General features: G+C 68.2%; 23 protein-coding genes and 1 riboswitch. Of the genes, 16 read left to right on the top strand and 7 right to left on the bottom strand.

The features are described 5' to 3' along the window. Positions 1–2 precede the first annotated feature (2 nt). The 10 genes from J2W36_RS09065 to J2W36_RS09020 all read left to right on the top strand — a co-directional run bounded on the left by J2W36_RS09065 (position 3) and on the right by J2W36_RS09020 (position 10,021). Positions 3–734, top strand: a complete 732-nt coding sequence (locus J2W36_RS09065; RefSeq protein WP_307689384.1) for an IclR family transcriptional regulator — start codon at positions 3–5, stop codon at positions 732–734. Positions 735–795: 61 nt separating this feature from the next. Next, a complete protein-coding gene (locus J2W36_RS09060) occupies positions 796–1,557 on the top strand; it encodes a glutamine ABC transporter substrate-binding protein (RefSeq protein WP_307689383.1) in 762 nt (253 codons plus the stop codon). Positions 1,558–1,564: 7 nt separating this feature from the next. Beyond that, complete coding sequence (locus J2W36_RS09055; RefSeq protein ID WP_307689382.1) at positions 1,565–2,233, top strand: amino acid ABC transporter permease; 669 nt, start codon at positions 1,565–1,567, stop codon at positions 2,231–2,233. Beyond that, entirely contained in the window at positions 2,230–2,799 is a 570-nt protein-coding gene (locus tag J2W36_RS09050) for a HutD/Ves family protein (RefSeq protein ID WP_307689381.1), read from the top strand. The genes J2W36_RS09055 and J2W36_RS09050 overlap by 4 nt, the downstream gene beginning before the upstream one ends. Before the next feature lie 18 nt (positions 2,800–2,817). Beyond that, entirely contained in the window at positions 2,818–4,041 is a 1,224-nt protein-coding gene (gene hutI / locus J2W36_RS09045; RefSeq protein WP_307689380.1) for an imidazolonepropionase, read from the top strand. Between the two features lie 289 nt (positions 4,042–4,330). Further along, positions 4,331–5,710 (top strand): formimidoylglutamate deiminase, encoded by a 1,380-nt coding sequence (locus J2W36_RS09040; protein ID WP_307689379.1) that lies wholly within the window; start codon positions 4,331–4,333, stop codon positions 5,708–5,710. Further along, the gene (gene hutG / locus J2W36_RS09035; RefSeq protein WP_307689378.1) at positions 5,707–6,525 is read left to right on the top strand and encodes an N-formylglutamate deformylase; all 819 of its coding nucleotides are present in this window, start codon (positions 5,707–5,709) and stop codon (positions 6,523–6,525) included. Before J2W36_RS09040 ends, hutG begins: the two co-directional genes overlap by 4 nt. Continuing rightward, entirely contained in the window at positions 6,518–7,918 is a 1,401-nt protein-coding gene (locus J2W36_RS09030; protein WP_370869287.1) for an FAD-binding oxidoreductase, read from the top strand. Before hutG ends, J2W36_RS09030 begins: the two co-directional genes overlap by 8 nt. 66 nt (positions 7,919–7,984) lie before the next feature. After that, the gene (locus J2W36_RS09025; RefSeq protein WP_307689377.1) at positions 7,985–9,049 is read left to right on the top strand and encodes a homocysteine S-methyltransferase family protein; all 1,065 of its coding nucleotides are present in this window, start codon (positions 7,985–7,987) and stop codon (positions 9,047–9,049) included. 102 nt (positions 9,050–9,151) lie between these two features. Further along, the gene (locus tag J2W36_RS09020; RefSeq protein WP_307689376.1) at positions 9,152–10,021 is read left to right on the top strand and encodes an SH3 domain-containing protein; all 870 of its coding nucleotides are present in this window, start codon (positions 9,152–9,154) and stop codon (positions 10,019–10,021) included. A gap of 33 nt (positions 10,022–10,054) precedes the next feature. Here J2W36_RS09020 and J2W36_RS09015 read toward each other — a convergent pair whose 3' ends face one another. Further along, positions 10,055–10,939: a LysR family transcriptional regulator gene (locus tag J2W36_RS09015; RefSeq protein WP_307689375.1), complete on the bottom strand. Its 885-nt coding sequence runs from the start codon at positions 10,937–10,939 to the stop codon at positions 10,055–10,057. A gap of 102 nt (positions 10,940–11,041) precedes the next feature. Between J2W36_RS09015 and J2W36_RS09010 the strand changes: the two genes are divergently transcribed. Next, the gene (locus tag J2W36_RS09010) at positions 11,042–11,479 is read left to right on the top strand and encodes a PACE efflux transporter (protein WP_307689374.1); all 438 of its coding nucleotides are present in this window, start codon (positions 11,042–11,044) and stop codon (positions 11,477–11,479) included. A 56-nt stretch (positions 11,480–11,535) separates the two neighbouring features. After that, positions 11,536–13,737, top strand: a complete 2,202-nt coding sequence (dinG, locus tag J2W36_RS09005; protein WP_307689373.1) for an ATP-dependent DNA helicase DinG — start codon at positions 11,536–11,538, stop codon at positions 13,735–13,737. A gap of 5 nt (positions 13,738–13,742) precedes the next feature. Here dinG and J2W36_RS09000 read toward each other — a convergent pair whose 3' ends face one another. Then, positions 13,743–14,099: a hypothetical protein gene (locus tag J2W36_RS09000; protein ID WP_307689372.1), complete on the bottom strand. Its 357-nt coding sequence runs from the start codon at positions 14,097–14,099 to the stop codon at positions 13,743–13,745. Between the two features lie 143 nt (positions 14,100–14,242). Next, positions 14,243–14,322, top strand: a riboswitch (S-adenosyl-L-homocysteine riboswitch). A gap of 23 nt (positions 14,323–14,345) precedes the next feature. Between J2W36_RS09000 and metH the strand changes: the two genes are divergently transcribed. Next, on the top strand, positions 14,346–17,111 hold the full coding sequence (gene metH, locus J2W36_RS08995) for a methionine synthase (RefSeq protein WP_370869286.1): 2,766 nt from the start codon (positions 14,346–14,348) through the stop codon (positions 17,109–17,111). Between the two features lie 130 nt (positions 17,112–17,241). Next, entirely contained in the window at positions 17,242–17,940 is a 699-nt protein-coding gene (locus J2W36_RS08990; protein WP_307689371.1) for a glycine zipper 2TM domain-containing protein, read from the top strand. Between the two features lie 11 nt (positions 17,941–17,951). On the opposite strand, the gene J2W36_RS08985 is transcribed toward J2W36_RS08990, so the two are convergent. Continuing rightward, positions 17,952–18,935 carry a LysR family transcriptional regulator gene (locus J2W36_RS08985; RefSeq protein ID WP_307689370.1) on the bottom strand — a complete coding sequence of 328 codons (984 nt, stop codon included), beginning with the start codon at positions 18,933–18,935 and terminating at the stop codon, positions 17,952–17,954. Positions 18,936–19,057: 122 nt separating this feature from the next. Here J2W36_RS08985 and J2W36_RS08980 point away from each other — a divergent pair, with 122 nt between their 5' ends. Further along, complete coding sequence (locus J2W36_RS08980) at positions 19,058–19,912, top strand: oxidoreductase (RefSeq protein WP_307689369.1); 855 nt, start codon at positions 19,058–19,060, stop codon at positions 19,910–19,912. Here J2W36_RS08980 and J2W36_RS08975 read toward each other — a convergent pair. Continuing rightward, positions 19,897–20,811: a LysR family transcriptional regulator gene (locus J2W36_RS08975; protein ID WP_307689368.1), complete on the bottom strand. Its 915-nt coding sequence runs from the start codon at positions 20,809–20,811 to the stop codon at positions 19,897–19,899. The genes J2W36_RS08980 and J2W36_RS08975 overlap by 16 nt on opposite strands. Before the next feature lie 113 nt (positions 20,812–20,924). On the opposite strand from J2W36_RS08975, the gene J2W36_RS08970 reads away from it, so the two are divergent. Beyond that, positions 20,925–22,460 carry an MFS transporter gene (locus J2W36_RS08970; RefSeq protein ID WP_307689367.1) on the top strand — a complete coding sequence of 512 codons (1,536 nt, stop codon included), beginning with the start codon at positions 20,925–20,927 and terminating at the stop codon, positions 22,458–22,460. A gap of 12 nt (positions 22,461–22,472) precedes the next feature. Here J2W36_RS08970 and J2W36_RS08965 read toward each other — a convergent pair whose 3' ends face one another. From J2W36_RS08965 to J2W36_RS08955, 3 genes are read right to left on the bottom strand one after another with little or no spacing between them, the layout of a single operon-like run. Next, the gene (locus J2W36_RS08965; protein WP_307689366.1) at positions 22,473–23,666 is read right to left on the bottom strand and encodes an amidohydrolase family protein; all 1,194 of its coding nucleotides are present in this window, start codon (positions 23,664–23,666) and stop codon (positions 22,473–22,475) included. Beyond that, on the bottom strand, positions 23,612–24,370 hold the full coding sequence (locus tag J2W36_RS08960) for a TetR/AcrR family transcriptional regulator (RefSeq protein WP_307689365.1): 759 nt from the start codon (positions 24,368–24,370) through the stop codon (positions 23,612–23,614). Before J2W36_RS08960 ends, J2W36_RS08965 begins: the two co-directional genes overlap by 55 nt. Before the next feature lie 4 nt (positions 24,371–24,374). Further along, the gene (locus J2W36_RS08955) at positions 24,375–25,148 is read right to left on the bottom strand and encodes a ferredoxin--NADP reductase (protein WP_307689364.1); all 774 of its coding nucleotides are present in this window, start codon (positions 25,146–25,148) and stop codon (positions 24,375–24,377) included. Positions 25,149–25,168: the final 20 nt, after the last annotated feature.

The raw sequence follows: 25,168 nt of genomic DNA, 5'->3' as shown, positions 1-25,168 counted from the left end.
TCATGACGCTTCCGACCGACACTCCTGCCAACGACCGCGCGCTTTTCGTGCTGTCGGTGCTGGCGCAGAGCCGGTCGGCGATGACGGCGGCCGAGCTGGTGCGGGCCACCGGGCTGTCGCAGAGCACGCTGTACCGGCAGGTCGCCGCGTTGCGTCGCTGGGGTTTCGTGATGGAGGCCGATGGGCGCTATTCGCCGGGCCCGGTCAGCGTGCAGCTCGCCAGCGGCTTCGACGGCAACTCCGATCTGGTCATGGCCGCGCGCGCCGACATGCGCATACTGGCCCAGCAGACGCATGAGAGCGTGGCGCTGGTCACGGTGGTCAGCGACCGCGTGGTTTGCCTGGAGATGATCGACAGCGAACAGTCGCTGCGCTGCTCCTTCGACCGCGGCCGCAGCGTTCCCGCGCGCGACGGTGCCAGCGCCAAGTGCCTGCTGGCGCACCTGCCGCTCGACCAGCGCGATGCCTTGCTCGAAGGTCTCGACGAGACGGCGGAACGCCGCGCAGAGCGTGCTGCCGAGCTGGACGCCATCCGCGAAGCCGGGCATGCCGTGACCCACGGCGAGGTCGATGCCGGCGTGTGGGGGGCGAGCGCACCGGTGCTCGCCACCGGGCGGCGCCTGCGCGGCGCGATCACCCTCATGGCCCCACTCACGCGCGTCGAGGGCATGGAAGCTGCGTTGCTTCACATGACCGTCGTCACGGCCGCCCGCATCTCGCGCGCCTTGCAATAGTCAGTCGCGCGCTGCTTTTTTCCTCTGCCCCCCTTTTCATTCCCACGAAAGCCCCCTCGCCATGAACACCCGCCGCACCCATCTGGCCGTTGCCGCCGCCGCACTTTCTGCCTTTGCCTTCTTCGGCCTTGCCGCCGGTGCCCACGCGCAGGGCGAGCCGCTGCGTGTCGCCACCGACGCCACCTTCCCGCCCATGGAGTTCGTGGAGAACGGCAAGCGCACGGGCTTCGACGTGGAGCTGGTGGAAGCCATCGGCAAGACGCTGGGCCGCAAGATCGAGTGGATCGACATCGACTTCAAGGGCCTGGTGCCGGGCCTGGTCTCCAAGCGCTTCGACATGGCCGTCTCGGGCATCTACATCACCGACGAGCGCAAGAAGGTCGTCGACTTCACCGTGCCCTACTACGCGGGCGGCCTGGTCGTGATGGTGAAGGACGGCAACACCACCATCAAGACGCCGGCCGATATCAACGGCAAGAAGGTCAGCGTGCAGGTGGGGACCAAGTCGGTGTCGTACACGAAGGAGAAATTCCCGCAGGTGCAACTGCTGGAAGTCGAGAAGAACCAGGAGATGTTCAACCTCGTGGACATCGGCCGGGCCGACGCCGCCGTCACCGGCAAGCCCGCCGCCTACCAGTACGTGCGCACGCGCGGCGGGCTGAAGGTGCTGCCCGAGCAGATCACCACCGAGGAATACGGCATGGCCATCCGCAAGGACACGCCCGAACTCACCAAGGCGGTGAACGGCGCCATCGACAAGCTCAAGGCCGACGGCACCTACGACCAGATCGTCAAGAAGTGGTTCAGCACGAGCACGAAGTAAGCGCGGCATGGATCTCGACTTCTCGCCGGTCTGGCAGGGCTGGCCCGACCTGCTGCGCGGCGCCGCGGTCACGGTGGAAATCACCGCCTGCGCGCTGGCGCTCGGCTGTGTGTTGGGGCTCCTGGTCGGCATTGGCCGGCTGAACCCGAAGCGGCGCTGGATCTACGGACTCTGCACCGCCTATGTGGCCGCCATTCGCGGCACGCCGCTGCTGGTGCAGCTGTTCATCCTTTTCTTCGGGCTGCCGCACTTCGGCATCCTGCTGCCCGCCTTCCTGTGCGGCGTGCTGGGGCTGGGCGTGTATTCGGGTGCGTACGTGTCGGAGATCGTGCGCGGTGCCATCCAGTCGATCGACCGTGGCCAGACGCTGGCGGCGCAGTCGCTGGGCATGACGCCCGCGGTGGCCATGCGCCAGATCGTGCTGCCGCAGGCGGTGGTGCGGATGATCCCGCCGCTGGGCAACGAGTTCATCGCGCTCATCAAGAATTCGGCGCTGGTGTCGCTGCTGACCATCCACGACGTGATGCACGAGGGGCAGAAGATCATCAGCGTGTCGTACCGCTCGCTGGAGGTGTACCTGGCCATTGCTCTGGTCTACTTCGTGCTGACCGGTGCAGTCACCCTGGTGCTGCGCCATTTCGAGCGGCGCTTGCGCCAAGGAGGATTACTGAGATGAGCATTCAACGGTTCAGCCGCGACGCCCTGCGCGTCATGCCCTGGAAGAACGGCGGCGGCACCACCTGCGAGATCGCGAGCTGGCCGCCGGGCGCGGCCATCGACGACTTCATGTGGCGCGCCAGCATTGCGACCATCGTGAAGGCTGCGCCGTTCTCGGTGTTCCCCGGCGTGGACCGCACCATCATGCTGCTGGACGGCGGCAGCGTGCAGTTGCACGCGGACGACGGCAGCTTCGACCACCGGCTCGATCCGCACGCGCCCTTTTCCTTCAGTGGCGACGTGGCGCTCGGCTGCACCCTGCATGGCGGCCCGTCGACGGACTTCAACGCGATGAGCCGCCGCGCGCAATGCCACGCCGAGGTGCAGGTGCTCGACGCCGCGCAGGCGCTCGATCTGGCGCCGCACGGTCTGCTGCTGGGCCTGCATGGGAGTTGGCAGGCCGGCGACCAATCACTGGACGCGGGCGACGGTCTGTGGTGGGCAGACGCCCCCATGGCCTGGCCGCTGTCGCCCGCCAGCGACGGCGCGCGCCTGCTGGCCGTGCGCTGGTTCCCGAACGACTGAACCCTGGAGCTTCCAACGATGACGAGCGCGCGCCTCTGCGATACATTGCCCTCGGCCGACGGCCTGTGGACCGGCCTGCGGCTGGCGTCCGACCCGAGCGTTGAATCGGCGATCGTGGTCGAAGAAGGCGTGGTCGCCTGGGTCGGCCCGCGCAGCGCATTGCCGGGCCGCTTCGACGCGCTGCCGCACCATGGCGGTAGCGACGCGCTGGTCACGCCGGGCCTGGTCGACTGCCACACGCATCTGGTCTACGGCGGTCAGCGCGCCAACGAGTTCGCGATGCGCTTGGCCGGCGCGAGCTACGAAGAAGTCGCGAAGGCTGGCGGCGGCATCGTCTCCAGCGTGCGCGCCACGCGCGAAGCGAGCGAAGACGAACTGTTCGCCAGCGCCGGCAAGCGCCTCGAATCGCTGCTGGCCGAAGGCGTGTGCGCGATCGAGATCAAGTCGGGCTACGGGCTGTCGCTGGAACACGAGCGCAAGCAGCTGCGCGTGGCACGCCGACTCGGTGATGCGTATGGCGTGACGGTGCGCACCACTTTTCTGGGGGCTCACGCGCTGCCGCCCGAGTACATGGGCCGCAGCGGTGCGTACATCGACCTCGTGTGCGACGAGATGCTGCCCGCGCTCGCGGCCGAAGGGTTGGTCGATGCGGTCGATGTGTTCTGCGAGCGCATTGCCTTTTCGCTGGAAGAGACCGAGCGCGTCTTCCAGGCGGCGAAGCGGCTGAACCTGCCAGTCAAGCTGCATGCCGAGCAGCTGTCGGACATGGGCGGTGCGGCCCTGGCTGCGCGCTACGGTGCGCTGTCCTGCGACCACATCGAGCACCTGTCGCAGGCCGGCATCGACGCGATGCGTGCCGCAGGCACGGTGGCAGTGCTGCTGCCGGGTGCTTTCTACACGCTGCGCGACACGACGGTGCCACCGATCGCCGCGCTGCGTGCAGCGGGCGTGCCGATGGCGGTGTCGACCGATCACAACCCCGGCACCTCGCCGGCGCTCAGCCTGCTGCTGATGGTGAACATGGCGTGCACCTTGTTCCGCCTGACGGTGCCGGAGGCCGTCGATGCGGTGACCCTGCATGCGGCGCGTGCGTTGGGGTTGCAGTCGACGCATGGGTCGATCGGCGTGGGGATGCCAGCGAACTTCGTGCTGTGGGAGGTGCGGGAGGTGGCGGAGTTGGCTTATTGGTTTGGGCAGCGGCCGGTGCGTGGGATTGTTCGGCAGGGGAGGGTGGCGCTGTGATGTTGTGCGTTGGAGAGCACGCCCGGCAGGCGGTGCGGGCCGAACGACCCCACTGCGCCGGCCCTTCGGGCTGCCTTGCGGTGCTCGCCTGTCGCGGGGTCTCGCTCAAACTCGCTGCGCTCAGACAATCGCGAGCCCTGGTCCGCGACAGGCTGTGCTCCTCAGCGGCGCAGAGGGGATCGCCCGGCCCGCACCGCCTGCCGGGCTTGGGGGCGGCGCAATCGCTGCGCTCGCTGGAGAGCGATGCACAACGACCGTGCCGACGTTCCGCGCACAAGGTGGTGATTGCATGACACAAAGCATCCTCGCAAGCCACGCCTTGCTTCCCACGGGCTGGCACAAGAACGTCCGCCTTGAATGGAACGACAAAGGGCAACTGACCCACGTCGAGCCGAACACGGCCGCATCGACAACGACGCGCGGCCCCGCCATCCCTGGCACGCCCAACCTCCACTCCCATGCCTTCCAGCGCGCCATCGCCGGCCTCACCGAATACCGCGCCGAGGCGAGCGACAGCTTCTGGAGCTGGCGCACGCTGATGTACCGCTTCGCGCTGCGGCTCGATCCCGCGCAGCTCGAAGCGATCGCGCTCGGCCTGTACGTCGAGATGCTGGAGGCGGGCTACACGTCGGTGTGCGAGTTCCATTACGTGCATCACCAGGGCGATGGCCGGCCCTATGCCGACGATGCCGAGCTGGCGCATGCGCTGATGCGCGCAGCGCAGCGCGCGGGCATCGGCCTCACGCTGCTGCCGGTGCTGTACCAGACGAGCGGCTTCGGCGCCAAGCCGCCGAGCGACGGGCAGCGGCGCTTCATCCGCTCGACCGAATCGATGTTGCGCCTGCTCGAAGGCCTCAAGCCGTTGTGCGATGCGCAGGGTGCACGCCTCGGCCTCGCGCCGCATTCGCTGCGCGCCGTGCCGCCCGATGCCTTGCGCGACGTGCTCGCCGGCCTCGACGCGATCGACCCGACCGCACCGGTGCACATCCACATCGCCGAGCAGACGCAGGAGGTCGACGACTGCGTGACCTGGAGCGGCCAGCGCCCCGTCGCCTGGCTGCTCGACCATGCGCCGGTCGACGCGCGCTGGTGCCTGGTGCACGCGACGCACATGGACGCGGACGAGTACCGTCGCGCTGCCGCGAGCGGTGCCGTGGCCGGCCTGTGTCCGACCACCGAGGCGAACCTGGGCGACGGCATCTTCGACCTGCCCGCGTGGCGCGCGGCCGGTGGTGTGTGGGGTGTCGGCTCCGACAGCCACATCTGCGTGAACGCTGCGGAGGAACTGCTGATGCTCGAGTACAGCCAGCGCCTGGCCACGCGCCAGCGCAATGTGGCGGCCGATGCTTCGCAGCCCCACGTCGCGAGCGCGATGACGTTGGCGGCGGTGCAAGGCGGCGCGCAGGCGTCCGGCCGCGCCGTGGGTGGACTGGCGGTCGGGCAGCAGGCCGACTTCACCGTGCTCGACGCCGAACATTCCGCCCTCGCCGGGCTCGATGCGCCCGACATGCTGTCGTCGCACGTCTTCGCCAGCCATCGCACCAGCGCGATCGACGCCGTGTGGGTGGCCGGGCGGCCGCGCGTGCAGGCAGGCCGCCATCCGCTTCACGACAGCGCGTCAGCCGGCTTCGTCGCCGCGCGCCGTCAACTGCTTCAGGATTCCCCATGACTTTTCAAACGACCGAACCCCCGTTCCGCTTCCGCCAGGGCACGCGGCCCTTGCTGATCTCGATGCCGCATGTCGGCACGCATGTGCCGCCCGCGCTGGCGGCGCGCTTCACTGACGAGGCGCGGCAGGTGCCCGACACCGACTGGCACCTCGAACGGCTCTACGACTTCGCCGACGAACTGGGCGCGTCGGTGCTGGTCGCCACGCACTCGCGCTATGTCATCGACCTCAATCGCCCGCCGGACGGTGCCAGCCTCTATCCGGGCCAGAGCGTGACCGGCCTGTGCCCCGTCGACACCTTCGACGACACGCCCATCTACGCCGCGGGCGACGTGCCTGACGACGATGAGATCGCCGCACGCCGCGAGGCGATCTGGCACCCGTATCACGCGAAGCTCACCGAAGAGCTCGCGCGCATCAAAGCGCAGCACGGCATTGCCGCGCTGTGGGACGCGCACTCGATCCGCTCGGTGCTGCCGCGCTTCTTCGAGGGCAAGCTGCCCGACCTGAACCTCGGTACCGGCAAGGGCATCAGCTGCGACGCCTCGCTGGCGAAGACGCTGCTCGGCATCGCCGAGAGCGCGCCCGGCTACACCGGCGTGCTCAACGGCCGCTTCACCGGTGGCTACATCACGCGCCACCACGGGCAACCCGCGCAGCGCGTGCATGCGGTGCAGCTGGAGATGACGCAGTCGAGCTACATGCAGGAGGCGCTGCCTTTCGACTACCTGCCCGACGTCGCGGCCGGCGTGCAGCCGCATGTGCGGCGGATGATCGAGGCCGTGCTGGCGTTCGTCGAGGCCCAGCGTGGCTGATGCTGCTGATGCGGCCTTCGTCGATGCGCTGATCGCCGCAGCCGGCGCCGATGCGGTGCAGACCGGCGACGCGGTGCCGCCGCGTCATTGCACCGATTGGGGCGGTGGCACCCCGGTGCAGCCGGTCGCGCTGGTGCGTCCGCGCAGCACCGACGCGGTTGCGGCCGTGTTGCGCGTGTGCAGCGAATTCCGCGTGCCGGTGGTGCCGCAGGGCGGCCTCACCGGCATGGCCGGCGGGGCGGTGCCGGTCGCCGGGGCGATCGCGCTGTCGCTCGACCGAATGAACGCCATCGAGTCACTCGACGTGGCGGCTTCAACGATCACCGTGCAGGCCGGCGCCACGTTGCAGGCGGTGCAGGAAGCTGCTGCCGCGCAGGGCCTGCAGTTCGGCGTCGACCTCGGCGCGCGGGGTTCGTGCCAGATCGGCGGCAACCTCGCGACCAACGCCGGCGGCAACGGTGTGCTGCAGTTCGGGATGATGCGCGAGCAGGCGCTCGGGCTCGAGGTGGTGCTGGCCGACGGCACGGTGCTGCCGATGCTGCGGCCGATGATCAAGAACAACACCGGCTACGACCTCAAGCAGCTCTTCATCGGCGCCGAGGGCACGCTCGGCGTCATCACGCGCGCCGTGCTGCGCCTGCACCCGGCGCCGCGCGCGAAAGCGACGGTGCTGGTCGCGGTCGGCCGCTTCGAACAGTCGCTGGCCTTGCTCGGGCGGTTGCAGGCGCGCTTCCCTGGTGCAGTGGCGGCCTTCGAACTGATGTGGCGCGACTTCATCGTCGCGTCGCTGCAATGGCAGTCGCTGCGCGAGCCCTTCGATGCGCCGCACCCGTTCGCGGCGCTGGTCGACGTGACGGGCAACGACGAAGACGCGCTGCGCGCCGCTATCGAAGAACTGCTCGGCGAATCGATGGAAGCCGGCGAGGCGCTCGACGCCGTCATTGCGCAGTCGCAGGCCCAGGCGCGTGCGCTGTGGAAGATCCGCGAGGCGACGGCCGAGCTGCCGGCCAACATGCACCCGCCGATCAACTTCGACGTGAGCCTGCCGATGGCCGAGATCGGCCGCTTCGCCGAAGGCTGCCGTGCGGCGCTCGATGCGCGCTGGCCCGGCAACATCGCCGTCTTCTTCGGCCACGTGGGTGACAGCAACCTGCACATCTCCGTGGATGCGCGCACGGTCGGCGGCGACGAGCCCGGCGTCGAGCGGCTGGTGTACGACCAGGTCGCCGCGTTCGGCGGCAGCGTGTCGGCCGAGCACGGCATCGGCACGCACAAGAAGCCCTACCTCGGCGCCAGCCGCACGCCGGCCGAGCTGGCGGCGATGCGCGCGATCAAGCAGGCGCTGGACCCGCACCATCTCATGAACCCGGGGAAGGTCTTCGACTGCGCTTGAGGATTGCTCGGCGTCGCGATCACACACCGCGGCAAGCCCTTTGGGTGCTTTCTACAATCGTGGGTTATGAAGCCCGTCATCTACACCCGCGGCCAGGCCCTGCCTGGCATCCTCGCCCAACGCATCGCCATCCTCGACGGCGCCATGGGCACGATGATCCAGCGCTTCAAGCTGACCGAAGAGCAGTATCGCGGGGCTGGATATGCCGGCCCTGGCGGGACCGGCGAGCGCTTCAAGGACTTCGAGCGCGACGTGAAGGGCAACAACGAGTTGCTCTCGTTGACTCGCCCCGACGTGATCCGCGACATCCACGAGAAGTACCTCGCGGCCGGCGCCGACCTGATCGAGACCAACACCTTCGGCGCGACCACCGTCGCGCAGGAGGACTACCAGATGGCGCATCTTGCACGCGAGATGAATCTCGAATCCGCGAAGCTGGCGCGCGCGGCCTGCGACAAGTACAGCACGCCCGACAAACCCCGCTTCGTCGCCGGCGCCCTCGGCCCGACGCCCAAGACGGCCAGCATCAGCCCCGACGTGAACGACCCCGGTGCCCGCAACGTCGACTTCGAGACGCTGCGCGCCGCTTATTACGAGCAGACCGAGGCACTGGTCGAGGGCGGCGCCGACGTGATCCTGGTCGAGACCATCTTCGACACGCTCAACGCCAAGGCGGCGCTGTTCGCGGTCGACGAGTATTTCGAGAACTCGGGCGAGCGCCTGCCGCTCATCATCAGTGGCACCGTGACCGATGCCTCCGGCCGCATCCTGAGCGGCCAGACCGTGACGGCCTTCTGGCACAGCGTGCGCCACGCCCGGCCGCTGGCTGTCGGCCTGAACTGCGCCTTGGGGGCGGCGCTCATGCGGCCTTACATCCAGGAGCTGGCCAAGGTGGCCGACGACACCTTCATCAGCTGCTACCCGAACGCCGGCCTGCCCAACCCCATGAGCGACACTGGCTTCGACGAGACGCCCGACGTGACGTCGCGCCTGCTGCACGACTTTGCCGCCGCAGGGCTGGTCAACATCGTGGGCGGCTGCTGCGGCACCACGCCTGAGCACATCGCCGCCATTGGCCAGGCGGTGGCACCGACGGCGGCGCGCAAGCTGTTCTATCCTGAAGCCGCCTGACGTGGTGGCCGCGGCAGGTTGCCTGGGTGTCAGGAAAGGCTCCGGCTGATTGACAGGAACTCTGCGCGGCGCCTATGGTGAACTCAAAGGAATCCAAGCCCTATGACACCTCTGAATTCAACCCTCCAGCGCTGGCTCGGCGTGGGCGCGCTGGCGCTGCTGCTGCCTGTGGCGGCGTCCGCCCAGCAGGCCTATGCGAACAGCTCGGTGAACCTTCGCGCCGGTCCGGCGACCAACTACCCGGTGGTGGCAGTGGTCGGCTCGGGGCAGAACTTCGAGGTGCTCGGCTGCACGCAGGGCTACGGCTGGTGCGACGTGGTCATGCCCGATGGCTTGCGGGGCTGGATCTACTCGGCGGCCATCGACTACGCCTATCAGCAACAACGCGTGCCGCTGGCGACCTACGGCGCAGCCATCGGCATTCCGATCGTCGGCTTCGCCATTGCCAACTACTGGGGCAACAACTACCGCGACCGTTCGTGGTACGACGACCGCCGCTGGTGGGGTAACCGTCCGCCACCACCGCGCGACGGCTGGCGCCGCCCGGCACCTGAGCAGCCGAACTGGCGCCCGCGTGACTGGGAGGGGCCGCGTCCGGGCCGCGGCAACGACTTCCGGCCGCGTCCGGACTACCAGCCGCCCAATTCGATGCGTCCGCAGCCGCAAGGCTACCGGCCGCCGCGCGACGACGGGGTGCGCCCCGGGCGCGATCCGGGTATGCGGCCGCCGCGCGAGGGCATGCGTCCGGACGGTGGCGGACGCCCCCCGCAGGGCGCACAGCCCCAGCCGCAGCGCCCGCAGATGGCGCCGCAGCAGCAACGTCCCCAGATGGCACCGCAGCAACCGCAGCAACGTCCGCAGGGCGGTCCTCCGCGTGGTGGACCGGGCGGGGGTGAGCGGGAGCGGGGTGCTCCTGGCGGCGGTGGCGGGGGAGGTGGCGGTCAGCCCTCCAACTCGATGCGTCCGGGCTGAAGCGGCCCCTTCGCAAGTGCCGACTGATGGGCGCTAAGGCTTGCGCCCGATCAGCGCCACAAAGCGCTGCGCTCCCAGGCCGAGCGGCCTCTCCCGCGACCACACCACGTCCACCCACAGTGCCAGCCCGTTGCTGAGGTTCTCGAACGGAATCTCGATCAGGTCACCGGCCGCGACATGCGGTTTGACGAAGTTGCGCGGCAGCCAGCCCCAGCCGAGGCCTGCGGTGATCAGGCTCAGCGCAGCCAGCGCGTTGTCGGTGCGCCAGACGTGGCGCGCAAAAACGAAGCGGGGGTCGCTGGCACTCAGGTCCCGGCCCGCCACCACGATCTGGCGGGTCGTTGTCAGATGCGCTTCGCGCAGGCGGCCACCCGCTGCCGCGAGCACGGGGTGGCTGGGCGCGATGACCGTCACCATGGTGTCGTTCGCCACTTCCTGGAAGCCCTCTCGGCCGTCCAGGCTCGGCCGCTCGAACACCAGGGCGAGGTCGGCGCGTCCACTGTGCAGCAGGGCCAGCGCGTCGGCCTGGGGTGCGGCCAGCACCTCGACTTCGAGCAACGGGTATTCCTGCGCCAGTTGGGCGAGCGGCCCAGCCCAGGGCGCGGCCAGCAGTTCGGGTGCGATGGCGAGCGTGAGCCGTTTTTCGAGTCCCTGTGTCAGCGCGAGTGCTTGCACCTGCAGCTGTTTGAGCTGCGCGGCCAGCAGGCGCGCCTGGGGTTCCAGCGAGCGGGCCGCGGCCGTTGGCCGGGGCTCGCGGCCGACGCGTTCGAACAGCGGCAGGTCGAGCTCGGCTTCCAGCCCCGCGATGGTCATGCTCACGGCCGAGGGCACGCGTCCGAGCGCGCGCGCCGCTGCCGAGAAGGACCCGTGGTCCAGCACGGCCAGGAACACCTGCACGTTGTCGCTCGAAAAGCTCATGGCAGCCGATCTATCAATTAATCTGAAAGAAGATGACTTTTTATATCAGCTCACAGCAAATAAAGTCCAGTGCTGTTTGTTGCCAGTCCGCCGAGAGAAGTCATGCAAGGAATCAAGCGCCGCGTCGTCTACATCACGCTCTATGAAGGCATCGCCATCGTGGTGGCGAGCATCGGGCTGGCCCTGATGTCCGGCCAGGGCATGGGCCATTCGAGCGTGCTGGCGGTGATCGCTTCGGTCATCGCGATCGTGTGGAATCTGGTCTTCAACACGCTGTTCGAGCGCTGGGAAGCACGCCAGGCCGTGCGCGGGCGCGGCCTGGGGCGCCGGGTGGCCCATGCCATCGGCTTCGAGGGCGGGCTCGTCGCGTTCCTGGTGCCGACCATCGCCTGGTGGCTGCACATCAGCCTTTGGCAGGCGCTGGTGATGGACCTGGGTCTCGTGGTCTTCTTCCTGGTCTACACCTTCGTCTTCAACTGGGCCTTCGATGCGGTGTTCGGCCTTCCCGCCTCTGCCACCGGCGCCGCACAGCCCGCCTGACCCGCCATTCCCGCACCAGCGACGCCTGGGGGCGCACTGCTGTGCAACACTCAGGCATGTCTTCTTTGGAATGGGCCGCGTCCGCCCTGCAGGCGTTCGACGAGGTGGTGCAGGCCAGCGAGGGGTTTCGCAGCCGTGAGGGTCAGCGCGGCATGGCCGAACGGGTCGCCGGCACCCTGGCCGCTGCCACGCTGGGCAAGTCGGAAGACGAAGACGCCGAGCCACCACGCGCCATCGCCGTGATCCAGGCCGGCACCGGTGTCGGCAAGTCGCTGGCGTACTGCGCGCCGGCCATCGCGCTCGCGTTGGCGCGCAACACCCGCGTCATGATCTCCACCGCCACCGTGGCCCTGCAGGAACAGTTGGTCAACAAGGACCTGCCCGCACTCGCCGCGCTCATGCCGCAGCCCTTTCGCTTTGCGCTGGCCAAGGGGCGAGGCCGCTACGTCTGCCAGCTCAAGCTCGGTCGCCTCACCGGCCTGGCCGAGGAAGACGATGGCGAAGACGCCGACGATCTCTTTGCAGAGGAAGAGGCGATGCACCGCGCAGCGCGTCCTCAGCACGAAGTGGACGCTCGCATCCATTTCTACACCCACACCGCGCAGGCGCTGGCGCGCGGCGCCTGGGACGGCGACCGCGACACGCTCGATACGCCCCCTGCGCCCGATGTCTGGTCGGCCATGGCGGCCGATGCCGCCTCGTGCACCGGCAAGCATTGCCCGTCCTTCAACGGCTGCGTGTACTACGAGCGCCGCAAGACGCTGGTGGGCGCGCAGGTGATCGTGGTCAACCACGACCTGCTGCTTTCCTCGCTGGGCAATCGCCTGCTGCCCGAGCTCGACAACTGCCTGCTGGTGCTCGACGAGGCGCACCACCTGCCGGCGACCGCGCTGGCCCAGTTCGCCTGCCGCATGGACCTGGGGCGCCACGCCTGGGCCGAGCGGCTGGCGCAACGCGCGGTGCGCGTGGGGGTGCTGCTGGAAGTGACGGAGGTTGCCGACATTCCGACCCACGCCGCGCAGATGCGCCAGGCGTTGCAACAGGTCGAACGCCTGGTGATCGACCTGTACGGCGAGCGCCTGCGTGCCGATCTGGCGAACGGCGCGCCCGGTCGCGGCCCGGCGCGCGCGCGACTGCCGCGCGGCGAGTTGCCCGAGGCGCTGCAGGAGCCCCTGGGCCTGGTGGCGCACCACGCCAACGGTTTTCTCGATGCGCTGCGCGCCATCGCCAAGGCCTTGCGCGCCGAACTGCGCGACAAGCCCGAACAGGCACGCCGCCTGTCGACGATGTACGCGCAACTCGGCGCCATGGCGCCCCGGCTGGAGGCGGTGCTCGAAACCTCGCAGCTGCTGCTGCGCGAAAGCGCGAGCGGCGCCGTGCCCGCCGCCAAGTGGTTCACGCTGGAAACCGACGGCGAGCAGGCCACCCTGCAGGCCCACGCCAGCCCGCTGCTGCCGGGCGCTACCCTGCGCAACCATCTGTGGAGCAAGGTGCGCGGTGCGGTGCTGACCTCGGCCACGCTCACGAGCTGCGGCCGCTTCGACTTCTTCCTGCATGAAAGCGGCCTGCACCAGTTGCACGACGAGGGCGCCGCCACGTCGCTGGAAGTGCCCAGCCCGTTCGACTACGCCAGGCAGGGCCGGCTCATCGCCACGGAAACCCTGGCCGACCCGCGCGACGCGGCGGCCTACACCGCCGAGATGGTGCAGGCGCTGGTGGGCGATCTGGCCGAGGTGCGCCACGGCGCGCTGGTGCTCTTCACCTCGCGCGAACAGCTGCGGCTGGCGGTGCTGGCGCTCACCCCCGCACTGCGCCCGCGCGTTCTGGTGCAGACCGCGCTGCCGCGCCAGCAACTGCTGGCCACGCACCGCAGCCGGGTGGCCGACGGCGCGCCGTCGATCATCTTCGGCATGCAGTCCTTTGGCGAAGGGCTCGACCTGCCGGGGCGGCTGTGCGAATCGGTGTTCATCACCAAACTGCCCTTTGCCCCGCCGGACGACCCCGTGGGCGAGGCGCGCGCCGAATGGCTGCGCACGGTGGGGCGCGATCCCTTCACCGAGCTGGTGGTGCCAGCCACGGCGATCCGCCTGGCGCAGTGGGTGGGCCGGGCCATCCGCACCGAGGAAGACCGCGCGAGCGTGTACTGCTACGACCGGCGGCTGGTGCGCACGGCGTATGGGCAGCGGTTGCTGCAGGGGTTGCCGCCGTTTGCATTGACGACGGTGCGGGCGGGGGAATCGGCGGCCGTCGCGCAGTAAGCGGTTCAGCCGCCGTTGCCCGCCGGCTTGCGCATCGCACTGGCGCGCATCGCAAGCGCTCCGCTCAGCCGCAGGCGTTCGGTGTCGTTGAACAGGTTTTCGCGCAGCTGCGCCTGTTCGGCCTCGGAAGCGGCCGCATAACGGTCGAGCCGGGCGGTCCACTCCTGGTCGCGCGCGCCCGCTGCGGCCAGCTTGTCGGGATGCCGTAAAAATAGTCGATGTTCGTCGGACGCTGGCGCGCGAGCCGTCAACAGTATCGACACGCCGCTGGCCGCTGCATGGGCGACCGGCGCCGTGGCGATGATCGCCGCGGCGGACACACCGAGCGCACCGCAAAGAACAGCATTCAGTTTCCTGGCCATTTGAACTCTCCCGTCATTCGCCGGCTCGGCGATATAAAAGCACGAGCGTTCGTTTAAGCGGGCGCGTGAGTTTTTGTGCGTGCGTGCCTGAATGGAAGTGAGGTTTCCCCGCGACTCTTTTCGAATCGCCCTAAAATGCGCAGCATCCCGAGGAGCGTTGCAGCAGCCGGCCCAGAGCCAGTCGCCAGGCTCGGGCGTTTTCCTGCAACGACGCTCACCTGAACCTCTGCGAATCCAGGTGAGCCCATGTCGTCTTCTTCCTCAGCCAACCCTGAACCCCAATCCGGCGTTCCTCCCATGAAGCTGTCGGGCCTCGAGCCCGTGCAGATCGGCGAGGGCACGCTGTTCGTCAACATCGGCGAGCGCACCAACGTCACCGGCTCCAAGGCCTTCGCGCGGATGATCCTCAACGGCCAGTTCGAGGAAGCCCTGGCCGTCGCGCGCCAGCAGGTCGAGAACGGCGCGCAGGTGATCGACATCAACATGGACGAGGCCATGCTCGACAGCAAGGCCGCGATGGTCCGCTTCCTGAACCTCATCGCGTCGGAGCCCGACATCGCGCGCGTGCCGATCATGGTCGACAGCTCGAAGTGGGAGGTCATCGAGGCCGGCCTGCGCTGCATCCAGGGCAAGGGCATCGTCAACTCGATCAGCATGAAGGAAGGCGAGGACCAGTTCCGCCATCAGGCCAAGCTGCTGCGCCGCTATGGCGCCGCGGCGGTCGTGATGGCCTTCGACGAGAAGGGTCAGGCCGACACCTACGAGCGCAAGGTCGAGATCTGCCAGCGCGCCTACCGCATCCTGGTCGACGAGATCGGCTTTCCGGCCGAGGACATCATCTTCGACCCGAACATCTTTGCTGTGGCCACCGGCATCGAGGAACACAACAACTACGCGGTCGACTTCATCGAGGCGACCCGCTGGATCAAGCAGAACCTGCCGGGCGCCAAGGTGTCGGGCGGCGTGTCGAACGTGAGCTTCAGCTTCCGCGGCAACGACCCGGTGCGCGAGGCCATTCACACCGTGTTCCTGTACCACGCGATCAAGGCCGGCATGGACATGGGCATCGTCAACGCCGGCATGGTCGGCGTGTACGACGACCTCGAGCCGGTCCTGCGCGAGCGCGTCGAAGACGTGATCCTCAACCGCCGCCCCGATGCCGGCGAGCGCCTGGTCGAAGTGGCCGAGACCGCCAAGAGCGGCGCCAAGGACGAGAGCAAGCGCAACGACTGGCGCGGCACGCCCGAGGCACCGGTGAGCGTGGGCGACCGGCTCAGCCACGCGCTGGTGCACGGCATCACCGAGTTCATCGTCGAGGACACCGAAGAGGCCTACCAGGACATCCTCGCCAAGGGCGGCCGCCCGTTGCACGTCATCGAAGGCCCGCTGATGGACGGCATGAACGTCGTCGGCGACCTGTTCGGCGCCGGCAAGATGTTCCTGCCCCAGGTGGTGAAGTCGGCCCGCGTGATGAAGCAGGCGGTGGCGCACTTGCTGCCCTACATCGAGGAGGAGAAGCTGCGCGATGAAGCGGCCGGGCGCGACGTGCGCACCAAGGGCAAGATCATCATCGCGACCGTGAAGGGCGACGTGCATGACATCGGCAAGAACATCGTCACCGTCGTGCTCCAGTGCAACAACTTCGAGGTGGTGAACATGGGCGTGATGGTGCCGTGCCACGAGATCCTGGCGCGCGCCAAGGTGGAAGGCGCCGACATCGTGGGCCTCTCCGGCCTCATCACGCCGAGCCTGGAAGAGATGCAGTACGTCGCTGGCGAGATGCAGCGCGACGACCATTTCCGTATCAAGAAGATCCCGCTGATGATCGGCGGCGCCACCACCAGCCGCGTGCACACGGCCGTGAAGATCGCGCCGCATTACGAAGGCCCTGTCGTTTACGTGCCCGATGCGTCGCGCAGCGTGAGCGTGGCGCAGTCGCTGCTCTCCGACCAGGCCGCGAAGTACATCGACGAACTCAACGCCGACTACGACAAGGTGCGCCTGCAGCACGCCAACAAGAAGCAGGTGCCGCTGTGGCCGCTCGCGAAGGCGCGCGCCAACAAGACGCCGATCGACTGGACGAGCTACACGCCGCCGGTGCCGAAGTTCATCGGCCGCCGCGTGTTCAAGAACTTCGACCTGACCGAACTGGCCAAGTACATCGACTGGGGCCCGTTCTTCCAGACCTGGGACCTGGCCGGGCCGTTCCCTGCGATCCTCAAGGATGAAGTTGTCGGCACCGAGGCCGTGCGCGTCTACGCTGATGGCCAGCGCATGTTGAAGCGCCTGATCGAAGGCCGCTGGCTCAGCGCGAGCGGCATCGTGGGCTTCTGGCCGGCCAACACGGTGAACGACGACGACATCGAGCTCTACACCGACGAGACGCGCAGCGAAGTCGCGATGACCTGGTACGGCATGCGCCAGCAGACCGAGAAGCAGGCGATCGACGGCGTGATGCGCCCGAGCCGTTGCCTAGCCGACTTCGTCGCGCCGAAGGACAGCGGCATCAAGGACTATGTCGGCATGTTCGCCGTGACGGCGGGCCTCGGCGTCGAGAAGAAGGAGAAAGCCTTCATCGACGACCTCGACGACTACTCGGCCATCATGCTCAAGGCGCTGGCCGACCGGCTGGCCGAGGCGTTTGCCGAATCGCTGCACCACCGCGTGCGCACCGACCTGTGGGGCTACGCCGCCGACGAAGCCTTGAACAACGAAGACATGATCGCCGAGAAGTACCGCGGCATCCGTCCGGCGCCCGGCTACCCGGCCTGCCCCGACCACAGCGTGAAGCGCGAGATGTTCGAGGTGATGCAGTGCGCCGACATCGGCATGACGCTGACCGAAAGCCTTGCCATGACGCCTGCGGCCAGCGTGAGCGGCTTCCACCTGAGCCATCCGGCGTCGACGTATTTCAACGTCGGCAAGATCGGGCACGACCAGTTGGCCGACCAAGCCGCACGCCGACAGACAAGCGAGAGCGAGCTTGAGCGACTGCTGGCACCCAATCTGTAGGCGCTTACCCTTTTTACGTTTTGGACATGCACGGGACGCACGCAACGCGTTCCGGGCTGGCTAAGCTGCGGTCCAGTGCCCAACCCATCCCGACGTGGTGGTGGCACACAGGAAAAGAAAGGACACAGCCATGAACTCCATTCTGGAAACCAATCCGTCCAACGCCCGCGCGCCCAAGGCGCTGTGGGCCACCGTGGGTGTGCTGGCCGTCGCAGTGGCTGCACTCGGCGGCACGATGCTCTATCAGCATGCGAGCGCGCCTGCGGGCACCGCGATGCCGCTGGCGGCCAGCCAGCCCCTGCAGGGGCCGGACGACTTCAAGGCCGGTGAGGTGCCGCCGGCGCTGGCCTCGCAAGGCCCGGGCGGCCAGGCCGTCGCTCAGGCCCCAGCCCCCGCGAACACGGCGCGCACCCCGATACAGGCGCCCGCCAACGCCTTGCCTGCCGCGCCCGCCGTGGCGACCGCGCCTGCACCTGCCCCTCGCGCTGTCTGCGCTGTGTGCGGACGGGTCGAGTCGGTGCACGCTGTGCAGACCGCCGCACCAGCCACGGGCGTGGGCGCCGTCGCAGGCGGTGTGCTTGGCGGTGTGCTGGGCAACCAGATCGGGCATGGCGGCGGTCGCGCTGCGGCCACCGTGATCGGCGCCGTTGGCGGCGGCTACCTCGGCAACACCGTGGAGCAACGCACGCGCACCAAGACCACCTACCAGGTGCACGTGCGGATGGACAACGGCACCCTGCGCACCGTGACCACCGCGACGGCGCCACCCATCGGCAAGTCGGTGACGCTGGAAGGCGGCGTGCTGCGTCCGGCGGACGGACAAGTTTGAGCGGCTTCTCGCTACCGTGACTTGCCGAGGCCCGCTGCGCGCTTGCGTGCGGGCCGTGGAGCCAGTTTCAGGTCCTCAGGCTGCAGCACGAACGCGACGCTGTCTGTCAGCATCTCCACCGCGAGGTCGATGAAAGCACGCACACGCAGCGGCTGCGCCACCCGGCTACCGTAATAGACGTACAGGCCAAGGTGGTCCGTGATATGTTGCGTCAGCAACGGCACCAGTTGGCCGTTGCGTATCAGTGGTGCCGCCGTTGCACCGATCAACTGGCCGATCACCTGGCCTGCCAGCACCGCGCGGATCTCCAGGTCGACGTCGTTGGTGCATAGCGCAGGTGCGATGTCACGCGCGACGATCTGGTCGTCGACCTTGAACTCCCAGGGCATCAGCTTGCCGCTGGTCGGGTGCCGGAAGCAGCTGCAGCGGTGCTGTGCCAGGTCTTCGATGTGGTGTGGCGCACCGAAGCGCGCGATGTAGGCTGGCGCGGCGCACACGACCAGCTGGACCGGCATCAGCCGCCGCGCGATCAGCCCGTCCTGCGGCACCAGTCCGCTGCGGAAGCCGACGTCGACACGCTCCTCGACCCAGTTGCCGACGCGGTCGTCCAACTGCACGTCGGGTTCGATCTGCGGATGCTGCGCGCAGAAGGCTTCGAGCACCGGCCAGAGAACCTGCAGCATCGTCGCGCGCGGCGCCACGATGCGCAGCGGCCCGGCGATCTCTTCGCGGCCTCGACGCGCGTTGCGCAGCGCGCGTTGCAGCGTGGTCAAACCGGGCTGTGCGGCCTCGAGGAACTGGCTGCCTTCTTCGGTGAGGCTCAACCGCCGCGTGGTGCGGTGGAACAGACGTACGCCCAGATGCGATTCGAGTTGCATCAGCGCCTGACTGGCGGCCTGCGGCGTGATCGCCTGCGCAGCGGCAGCCTGCCGCAGGCTGCCCAGTTCGGCCGCCTGGATGAAGGTGGTGATCGCGCGTAGTTCGTTGAATGCCATGGGCGAATTATCACGATTGTCTTGCGGAATAAGCGAGCGAACGTGGGCTATTCCGATGCGGATGCAAAACCTACATTTCCCTCACCGCATCCCTTCATCACCCTGATTTCAAAGGAATCGACATGACTGCAACGAACGAATTCAAGCGCGTCTGGATGATCACCGGCGCCTCCCGCGGCCTCGGCGCCCGCATGGCCGAAGCCGCACTCGCCCACGGCGACGCGGTGGTGGCGACGGCCCGCAACGCTGCCGACGTGGCCAAGCGCTTCGGCGACCATCCAGGGCTGCTGGGCGTGTCGCTCGACGTGACGGACGAGTCCCAGGCTGCGCGTGCCGTCGAAGCGGCGATCGCCCGCTTCGGCCGCATCGACGTGCTGGTCAACAACGCCGGTTTCGGGCTGCTCGGCGCCGTGGAGGAAGCCACGGCCGACGAGGTGCGCAAGCTCTACGAGACCAACGTGTTCGGCCTGCTGAACGTGACGCGTGCCACGCTGCCGTCGATGCGCGCGCGTCGCAGCGGCCGCGTCCTCAACCTCTCGTCGCTGGGCGGCCACCAGTCCGGCCCCGGCTTCGGGCTGTACTGCTCGACCAAGTTCGCGGTCGAAGGCATCAACCAGGCGCTGCACAAGGAACTCGCGCCGCTGGGCATTCATGTGACAGCGGTCGAGCCGGGCTACTTCCGCACCGAGTTCCTCGAAGGCAACTCGCTCACCGTCTCGCCCAAGCGCATCGCCGACTACGAAGGCACGTCGGGCCAGGTGCGCATCGCCGCGCGCAGCATCAGCCTCCACCAGCCGGGCGATCCGGTCAAGCTGGCGCAAGCGGTGATCCGGTTGGTCGAGTCGCCGAAGCCACCGATGCGCCTGCCGCTGGGCACCGACACGTTGCAGGTGATCCGCGACCACATCGATGGCCTGCAGCGTGAAACCGCGGAATGGGCCGAGGTGGCCGCGTCGACCGACTACGCCGCAGCCTGAGTGCCCTGTGCCGGTAAATGGTCTTGCTTGAACATGCGCTCGCTCGCGAAATCGACGAAGGCGCGCACCTTGGGCGACAACTGGCGGCTCGACGGCCAGAGCGCGGAGAACTGGCCCTGGCGCACCAGGTGCGAGGCCAACACGCGCTGCAGTTCGCCGCGGCATAGCGCATCGCGCGCGAGAAAATCGGCCATGTAGGCGATACCGAGGCCAGCCACAGCGGCGCCGAGCATGGCTTCCATGTTGTTCGAGAGCAGGCCCGGCGGCAGCTGCGTCGGCAGGCCGGGCAGGTCCCAATCCTCGATCCTGCCGCCGGTCACGAACTTGTAGCGCAGACAGGCATGGCGTGCGAGGTCGGCCGGCACCTGCGGCACGCCGTGGCGTGCCAGGTAGGCCGGCGAGGCCACCAGCACAAAGTCGAAAGGCCCCAGCCGCCGGGCCACCAGCCGCGAGTCCGCCAGGTCGCCGCTGCGGATCGCGACGTCCACGTTCTCGGCGATCACATCGACCAGGCGGTCGTTGAAGTCGAGGTCGAGCTCGATTTCGGGGTAGCGCGCCTTGAAGTCCGGCAGCACCGGCAGCAGGAAGCGGTAGCCGATGGTCGGCAGGCTCACACGCAGGCGGCCGCGTGGCGTGGCGGCTGCGTCTTGCATCATCGTGCGCGCATCGTCGAGGTCGTCGAGGATGCGGCGGCAGCGCTCATGGAACATCGCGCCTTCCGCCGTGAGCCGCACCTGTCGGGTGGTGCGATGGAACAGGCGCAGGCCCAGTTGCGCCTCGAGCCGCGCGACGTTCTTGCCCACGGCCGACGCCGAAATGCCCAGCTGCCGGCCAGCGGCGGCAAAGCTCAGCAGGTCGGCTGCCCGTACAAAGGATTCGAGTCCGCTGAAGCTGTCCATGGTGATTGGCAACCTGGGGTTGGGAGTGAGAGGAGTCCGGCCGCTATTTTCATTCCATTGAATCCTTTTTATCTTGTGCTCCTTCCTCCCCTTCCCGTGTGAAAGCCATCCCGATGTCCTCTTCCGTTTCCAAGAACTGGCTGCTGGCCGCCGTCTGCCTGGCGGCGCTGGGCATGCCGCTGAGTTTCACCGGCCCCGCCGTGGTGCTGCCCGCGATCCGCGATGCGTTGGGTGGCAGTCCGGTGCAGCTCAACTGGATCACCAATGCCTTCATGCTGAGCTTTGGCGCCGCGCTGCTGGCGGCCGGCGCGCTCGCCGATGCCTGGGGGCGCAAGCGCGTCTTCCTGCTCGGGCTGATCGCGGTGACGCTGAGCTGCGCGCTGCTGACGTGGGCCCCGGGCATCGTCGCGTTCGACGCGGTGCGCGCGCTGCAGGGGCTGGGTTCGGCCGCCGCATTTGCTGCCGGCACCGCCGCGCTGGCCCAGGTGTTCGACGGCGCGGCGCGCACGCGGGCCTTCAGCCTGATCGGCACCTCCTTCGGCGTGGGACTGTCCTGCGGCGCGATGCTGTCGGGCTGGCTGGCCCAGACCTTCGGCTGGCAGGCCGTGATGTTGAGCCCGGGCGCGGTGTGCCTGTTGGCGCTGGGCATCGCCGCGCCCGCCATGCGCGAGTCGCGCAACCCACAGGCGCAGGGGCTGGATCTGCCTGGCGCCCTGAGCTTTACCGCCGCGCTGAGCCTGCTCACGCTCGGCGTGCTGCAGGCGCCCGACAGCGGCTGGCGCAGCCCGTGGGTGATCGCTGCGCTGGCCGGTGCGGCGCTGATGGGCGCGGCCTTCGTCGCCGTCGAGCGCCGCGCCGTGCATCCGATGCTCGACCTGTCGCTCTTCCGCTTCCCGCGTTTCGTCGGCGTGCAGCTGCTGGCCGCCGCACCGGCCTATGGCTTCGTCGTGCTGCTGGTGCTGCTGCCGCTGCGCTTCGTCGGGCTCGAAGGGCGCAGTGCGCTGGAGGCGGGCGGCTTCATGTTCGCGCTGTCGGGGCCGATCCTGGTGGTGCCGACGCTGGCGGCCTGGCTTGCCCAACGCTATCCGGCCGGCACCTTGTCGGCGCTGGGCCTGCTGGTGTGCGCGGCGGGCCTCGTCTGGCTCAGCCGCTGCGCGCCCGGCACCCCCTTGCACGCCATGGTGTGGCCCCTGCTGCTGATCGGCACGGGCATCGGCCTGCCCTGGGGCCTGATGGACGGCCTCGCAGTGAGCGTGGTGCCGCGCGAACGGGCCGGCATGGCCTCGGGCATCTTCAACACCGTGCGCGTGGCCGGTGAGGGCATCGCGCTGGCGCTGGTCGGTGCCGGGCTCACCTCGCTCGTGGCGCTGCAGCTTGCCCACCTGCCGGGGCACACGGCGCAGGCCGCATCGCAGGCCGCGCAGCGCCTGACGACCGGTGACCTGCCGCAGGCCTTGGCGCTGCTGCCAGGGCTGGGCCGCGAGGCGCTGCTGCATGCCTACGGCGCAGCCTTCGCGACGTTGTTGTGCGTGCTGGCGGGCGTCACTGTGCTGACGGCGCTGGCGGTGTTCAGCTTCCTGCGGGGCGAGACGCCGGCCGAGAAACCGTTGGGCCAGGCGCAAGCATCGGAGCCGCAGGCTTGCGCGTGAGCGCGCAGCGCTTCAGTGCGTCAACACCACCGGAATCTCGGTAGCCGGCGGCGTGTTCCGGCTGCGGCCACAGCGCACCAGCCCGTCGATCATCACCATCCCGACGCCGGGAATGTCGCCGAGCTGGACGCTTTCGAGCAGGCCCGGCGCGGGCGAATGCTGGGCACGGTCCATGAAGACGAAATCGGCGTCGCGGCCCACTTCGACCAGGCCGCAATTGAGTTTGCGGATCTTCGCCGTGTTGCCGGTGGCAAAGCAGAACACCAGTTCGGCCGGGATGTTGGCGATGCTCGACAGCATGGCCACCATGCGCAGGATGCCCAGCGGCTGCACGCCCGAGCCTGCGGGCCCGTCAGTGCCAAGGATCACACGGTGCGGACACTTGAGTTCCAGCGCCGCCTTGGCCGCGGCGATGGCCACCTTCTCGTTGCCGTTGTGCACGATCTCGATGGCGCGCGAGCTCTTCTCGCACAGCTCGCACACGTGTGCTTCGGGCAGCGAGGTGTGGCCGCCATTGATGTGGCCGATGATGTCGGCATCGGCTTCGAGCACCACGTCCTTGTCGATCAGGCCGGAGCCGGGAATCGACGGGCCGCCGGTGTGGATGGTGCTCTGGATGCCGTATTTGCGCGCCCACGCCACCATCTCCTTGGCCTCGTAGCCGGCCTTCACCGAGCCCAGGCCGACTTCGCCCAGCAGTCCGACGCCGGCTTCTGCGAGTTCCTTGAAGTCGCTCTCGACCATGCCCTTTTCGATGACCGGCGCACCGGCCAGCACCTTCACGCCACCGGGGCGGAAGTTGTCGAAGGCGCGCTGTGCGGTGATGGCCAGCGCCTTCAGGCCGACGATGTCCTTGGGCCGGCCCGGCAGATGCACTTCGCCGGCCGAGATCATGGTGGTCACGCCACCGTGCATGGTGGAGTCGATCCAGCCGATCTGGCCCTGGCGCGGCGTCCAGTCACCGAAGACCGGATGCACGTGGCTGTCGATCAGGCCGGGCGCCACGCAGGTCTGGCGCGCGTCGATGACGGTCTGGGCGCCTTCCAGGTCGCAGTCCTTTTCCTTGCCGACCGCGACGATCAGGCCATCGTTCACGACGATGGTGTCGGCGTCCAGGATGGGGCGGTCGATGTCGCCCGAAAGCAGCAGACCTATGTTCTTGATGACGACTTTGCCGGACTTGGCGCCGGCGGCGACTTCTGCCATGGGGAGACCTCGTGGGGTGGGGAAATGCGTTCTTGGGGCTCGTCCGCGCGCACGGTGCGCAGGACGGTTTCGATGACAAAATCTTCCCAGTGCGTGACCGCTTCCGGGGTTTCCAGCGTCTCGCCGAGGAAGGCGGTCAGCGTGTGGCGGTTCGACGTGTAGAAATAGCCAGTCGCCGTGATGAGCAGGTACACGTCGCGCGGCGCCAGATCAGCGCGGAACAGGCCTTGGGCGGCGCCGCTGGCGATCAGCTCCTGCACGATCGAGATGGCGCGCGACGAGTACTCGCTCGCGCGCAGCGACTTGGCGATGTGCCGGCCCTTGTGCAGGTTCTCGGTGTTGAGGAGCGTGACGAATTCGGGATTGCGGCGGTAGTAGCCCAGCACGAAGCGGATCACCGCGGTCAGCGCCTCGACCGGCTTGCCCGTGTCGAGTTCGAGTGCAGCCTCGGCCTCGTCCATGCGCCTGTAAATACCTTCGAGCACCGCAATGAAGAGCCCTTCCTTGCTGCCGAAGTAGTAGTAGATCATCCGGTCGTAGGACTTCGCAGCCTTGGAGATTTTCTCCACGCTGCCGCCGTCATAACCGTACTTGGCGAACACCTTGGTGGCCGCCTTCAGGATGGCATCGCGCGTGGCCTGCGCCGCGGCCTCGCGCACGCCGGTCTTGCGCTGGGGCTTGGCTGCGGTTCGGCTCGTGGCCATCGTCTTATTTTTCAGCGAAGGCGCGTTCGACGACGAAATCGCCGGGGGTGCTCGTGTTGCCTTCCTTGAAGCCGCGGCCTTCCAGCATGTGCTTCAAGTCGACCAGCATGCCCGGGCTGCCGCACAGCATCACGCGGTCTTCCGCGGCGTTGATCGGCGGCAGGCCGAGGTCGTCGGTGAGTTTTCCGCTTTCGACCAGCTCGGTGATGCGGCCCATGTTGCGGAACTCTTCGCGCGTGACCGTCGGGTAGTACAGCAGCTGCTTCTCGATCAGTTCGCCCAGAAACTCATGCTTGGGCAGGTGGTCGACAACAAGGTCGTGGTAGGCCAGTTCGTCGACCTGGCGCACGCCGTGCACCAGGATGACCTTCTCGAACTTCTCGTAGGTCTCCGGGTCGCGGATGATGCTCATGAAGGGCGCCAGGCCGGTGCCCGTGCCGAACAGGTACAGGCGCTTGCCCGGCAGCGTGTAGTCGATGAGCAGCGTGCCGGTGGGCTTGCGGCCCACGATGATCTTGTCGCCGACCTGGATGTACTGCAGGCGCGAGGTGAGCGGGCCTTCGTCGACCTTGATGCTCAGGAACTCGAGGTATTCCTCGTAGTTGGCGCTGGCGATGCTGTAGGCGCGCAGCAGCGGCTTGTCGTTCACGCGCAGGCCGATCATGGTGAAGTGGCCGTTGGAGAAACGCAGCGACGGATCGCGCGTGGTCGTGAAAGTGAACAGGCGGTCGGTCCAGTGGTGGACGGAGAGGACGGTTTCTTCGTTGAAGGCACTCATGGCAGTCGGCGGTAGTTCAA

It is taken from the genome of Variovorax ginsengisoli (assembly GCF_030811835.1).
Lineage (GTDB): Bacteria > Pseudomonadota > Gammaproteobacteria > Burkholderiales > Burkholderiaceae_C > Variovorax > Variovorax ginsengisoli_C.
The sequence above is the reverse complement of the archived record's forward strand: the minus strand, read 5'-3'. Positions and strand labels throughout refer to the sequence as shown.

Coding starts and splice junctions, on each gene's coding strand:
- J2W36_RS09055 (WP_307689382.1), top strand. CDS start 1,565: ATGGATCTCGACTTCTCGCCGGTCTGGCAGGGCTGGCCCGACCTGCTG.
- J2W36_RS09000 (WP_307689372.1), bottom strand. CDS start 14,099: ATGGCCAGGAAACTGAATGCTGTTCTTTGCGGTGCGCTCGGTGTGTCC.
- J2W36_RS09020 (WP_307689376.1), top strand. CDS start 9,152: ATGACACCTCTGAATTCAACCCTCCAGCGCTGGCTCGGCGTGGGCGCG.
- J2W36_RS08990 (WP_307689371.1), top strand. CDS start 17,242: ATGAACTCCATTCTGGAAACCAATCCGTCCAACGCCCGCGCGCCCAAG.
- J2W36_RS08960 (WP_307689365.1), bottom strand. CDS start 24,370: ATGGCCACGAGCCGAACCGCAGCCAAGCCCCAGCGCAAGACCGGCGTG.
- J2W36_RS08975 (WP_307689368.1), bottom strand. CDS start 20,811: ATGGACAGCTTCAGCGGACTCGAATCCTTTGTACGGGCAGCCGACCTG.
- J2W36_RS09015 (WP_307689375.1), bottom strand. CDS start 10,939: ATGAGCTTTTCGAGCGACAACGTGCAGGTGTTCCTGGCCGTGCTGGAC.
- J2W36_RS08985 (WP_307689370.1), bottom strand. CDS start 18,935: ATGGCATTCAACGAACTACGCGCGATCACCACCTTCATCCAGGCGGCC.
- dinG (WP_307689373.1), top strand. CDS start 11,536: ATGTCTTCTTTGGAATGGGCCGCGTCCGCCCTGCAGGCGTTCGACGAG.
- J2W36_RS09010 (WP_307689374.1), top strand. CDS start 11,042: ATGCAAGGAATCAAGCGCCGCGTCGTCTACATCACGCTCTATGAAGGC.
- J2W36_RS09025 (WP_307689377.1), top strand. CDS start 7,985: ATGAAGCCCGTCATCTACACCCGCGGCCAGGCCCTGCCTGGCATCCTC.
- J2W36_RS08965 (WP_307689366.1), bottom strand. CDS start 23,666: ATGGCAGAAGTCGCCGCCGGCGCCAAGTCCGGCAAAGTCGTCATCAAG.
- hutG (WP_307689378.1), top strand. CDS start 5,707: ATGACTTTTCAAACGACCGAACCCCCGTTCCGCTTCCGCCAGGGCACG.
- hutI (WP_307689380.1), top strand. CDS start 2,818: ATGACGAGCGCGCGCCTCTGCGATACATTGCCCTCGGCCGACGGCCTG.
- metH (WP_370869286.1), top strand. CDS start 14,346: ATGTCGTCTTCTTCCTCAGCCAACCCTGAACCCCAATCCGGCGTTCCT.
- J2W36_RS08955 (WP_307689364.1), bottom strand. CDS start 25,148: ATGAGTGCCTTCAACGAAGAAACCGTCCTCTCCGTCCACCACTGGACC.
- J2W36_RS09040 (WP_307689379.1), top strand. CDS start 4,331: ATGACACAAAGCATCCTCGCAAGCCACGCCTTGCTTCCCACGGGCTGG.
- J2W36_RS08980 (WP_307689369.1), top strand. CDS start 19,058: ATGACTGCAACGAACGAATTCAAGCGCGTCTGGATGATCACCGGCGCC.
- J2W36_RS09065 (WP_307689384.1), top strand. CDS start 3: ATGACGCTTCCGACCGACACTCCTGCCAACGACCGCGCGCTTTTCGTG.
- J2W36_RS09050 (WP_307689381.1), top strand. CDS start 2,230: ATGAGCATTCAACGGTTCAGCCGCGACGCCCTGCGCGTCATGCCCTGG.
- J2W36_RS08970 (WP_307689367.1), top strand. CDS start 20,925: ATGTCCTCTTCCGTTTCCAAGAACTGGCTGCTGGCCGCCGTCTGCCTG.
- J2W36_RS09060 (WP_307689383.1), top strand. CDS start 796: ATGAACACCCGCCGCACCCATCTGGCCGTTGCCGCCGCCGCACTTTCT.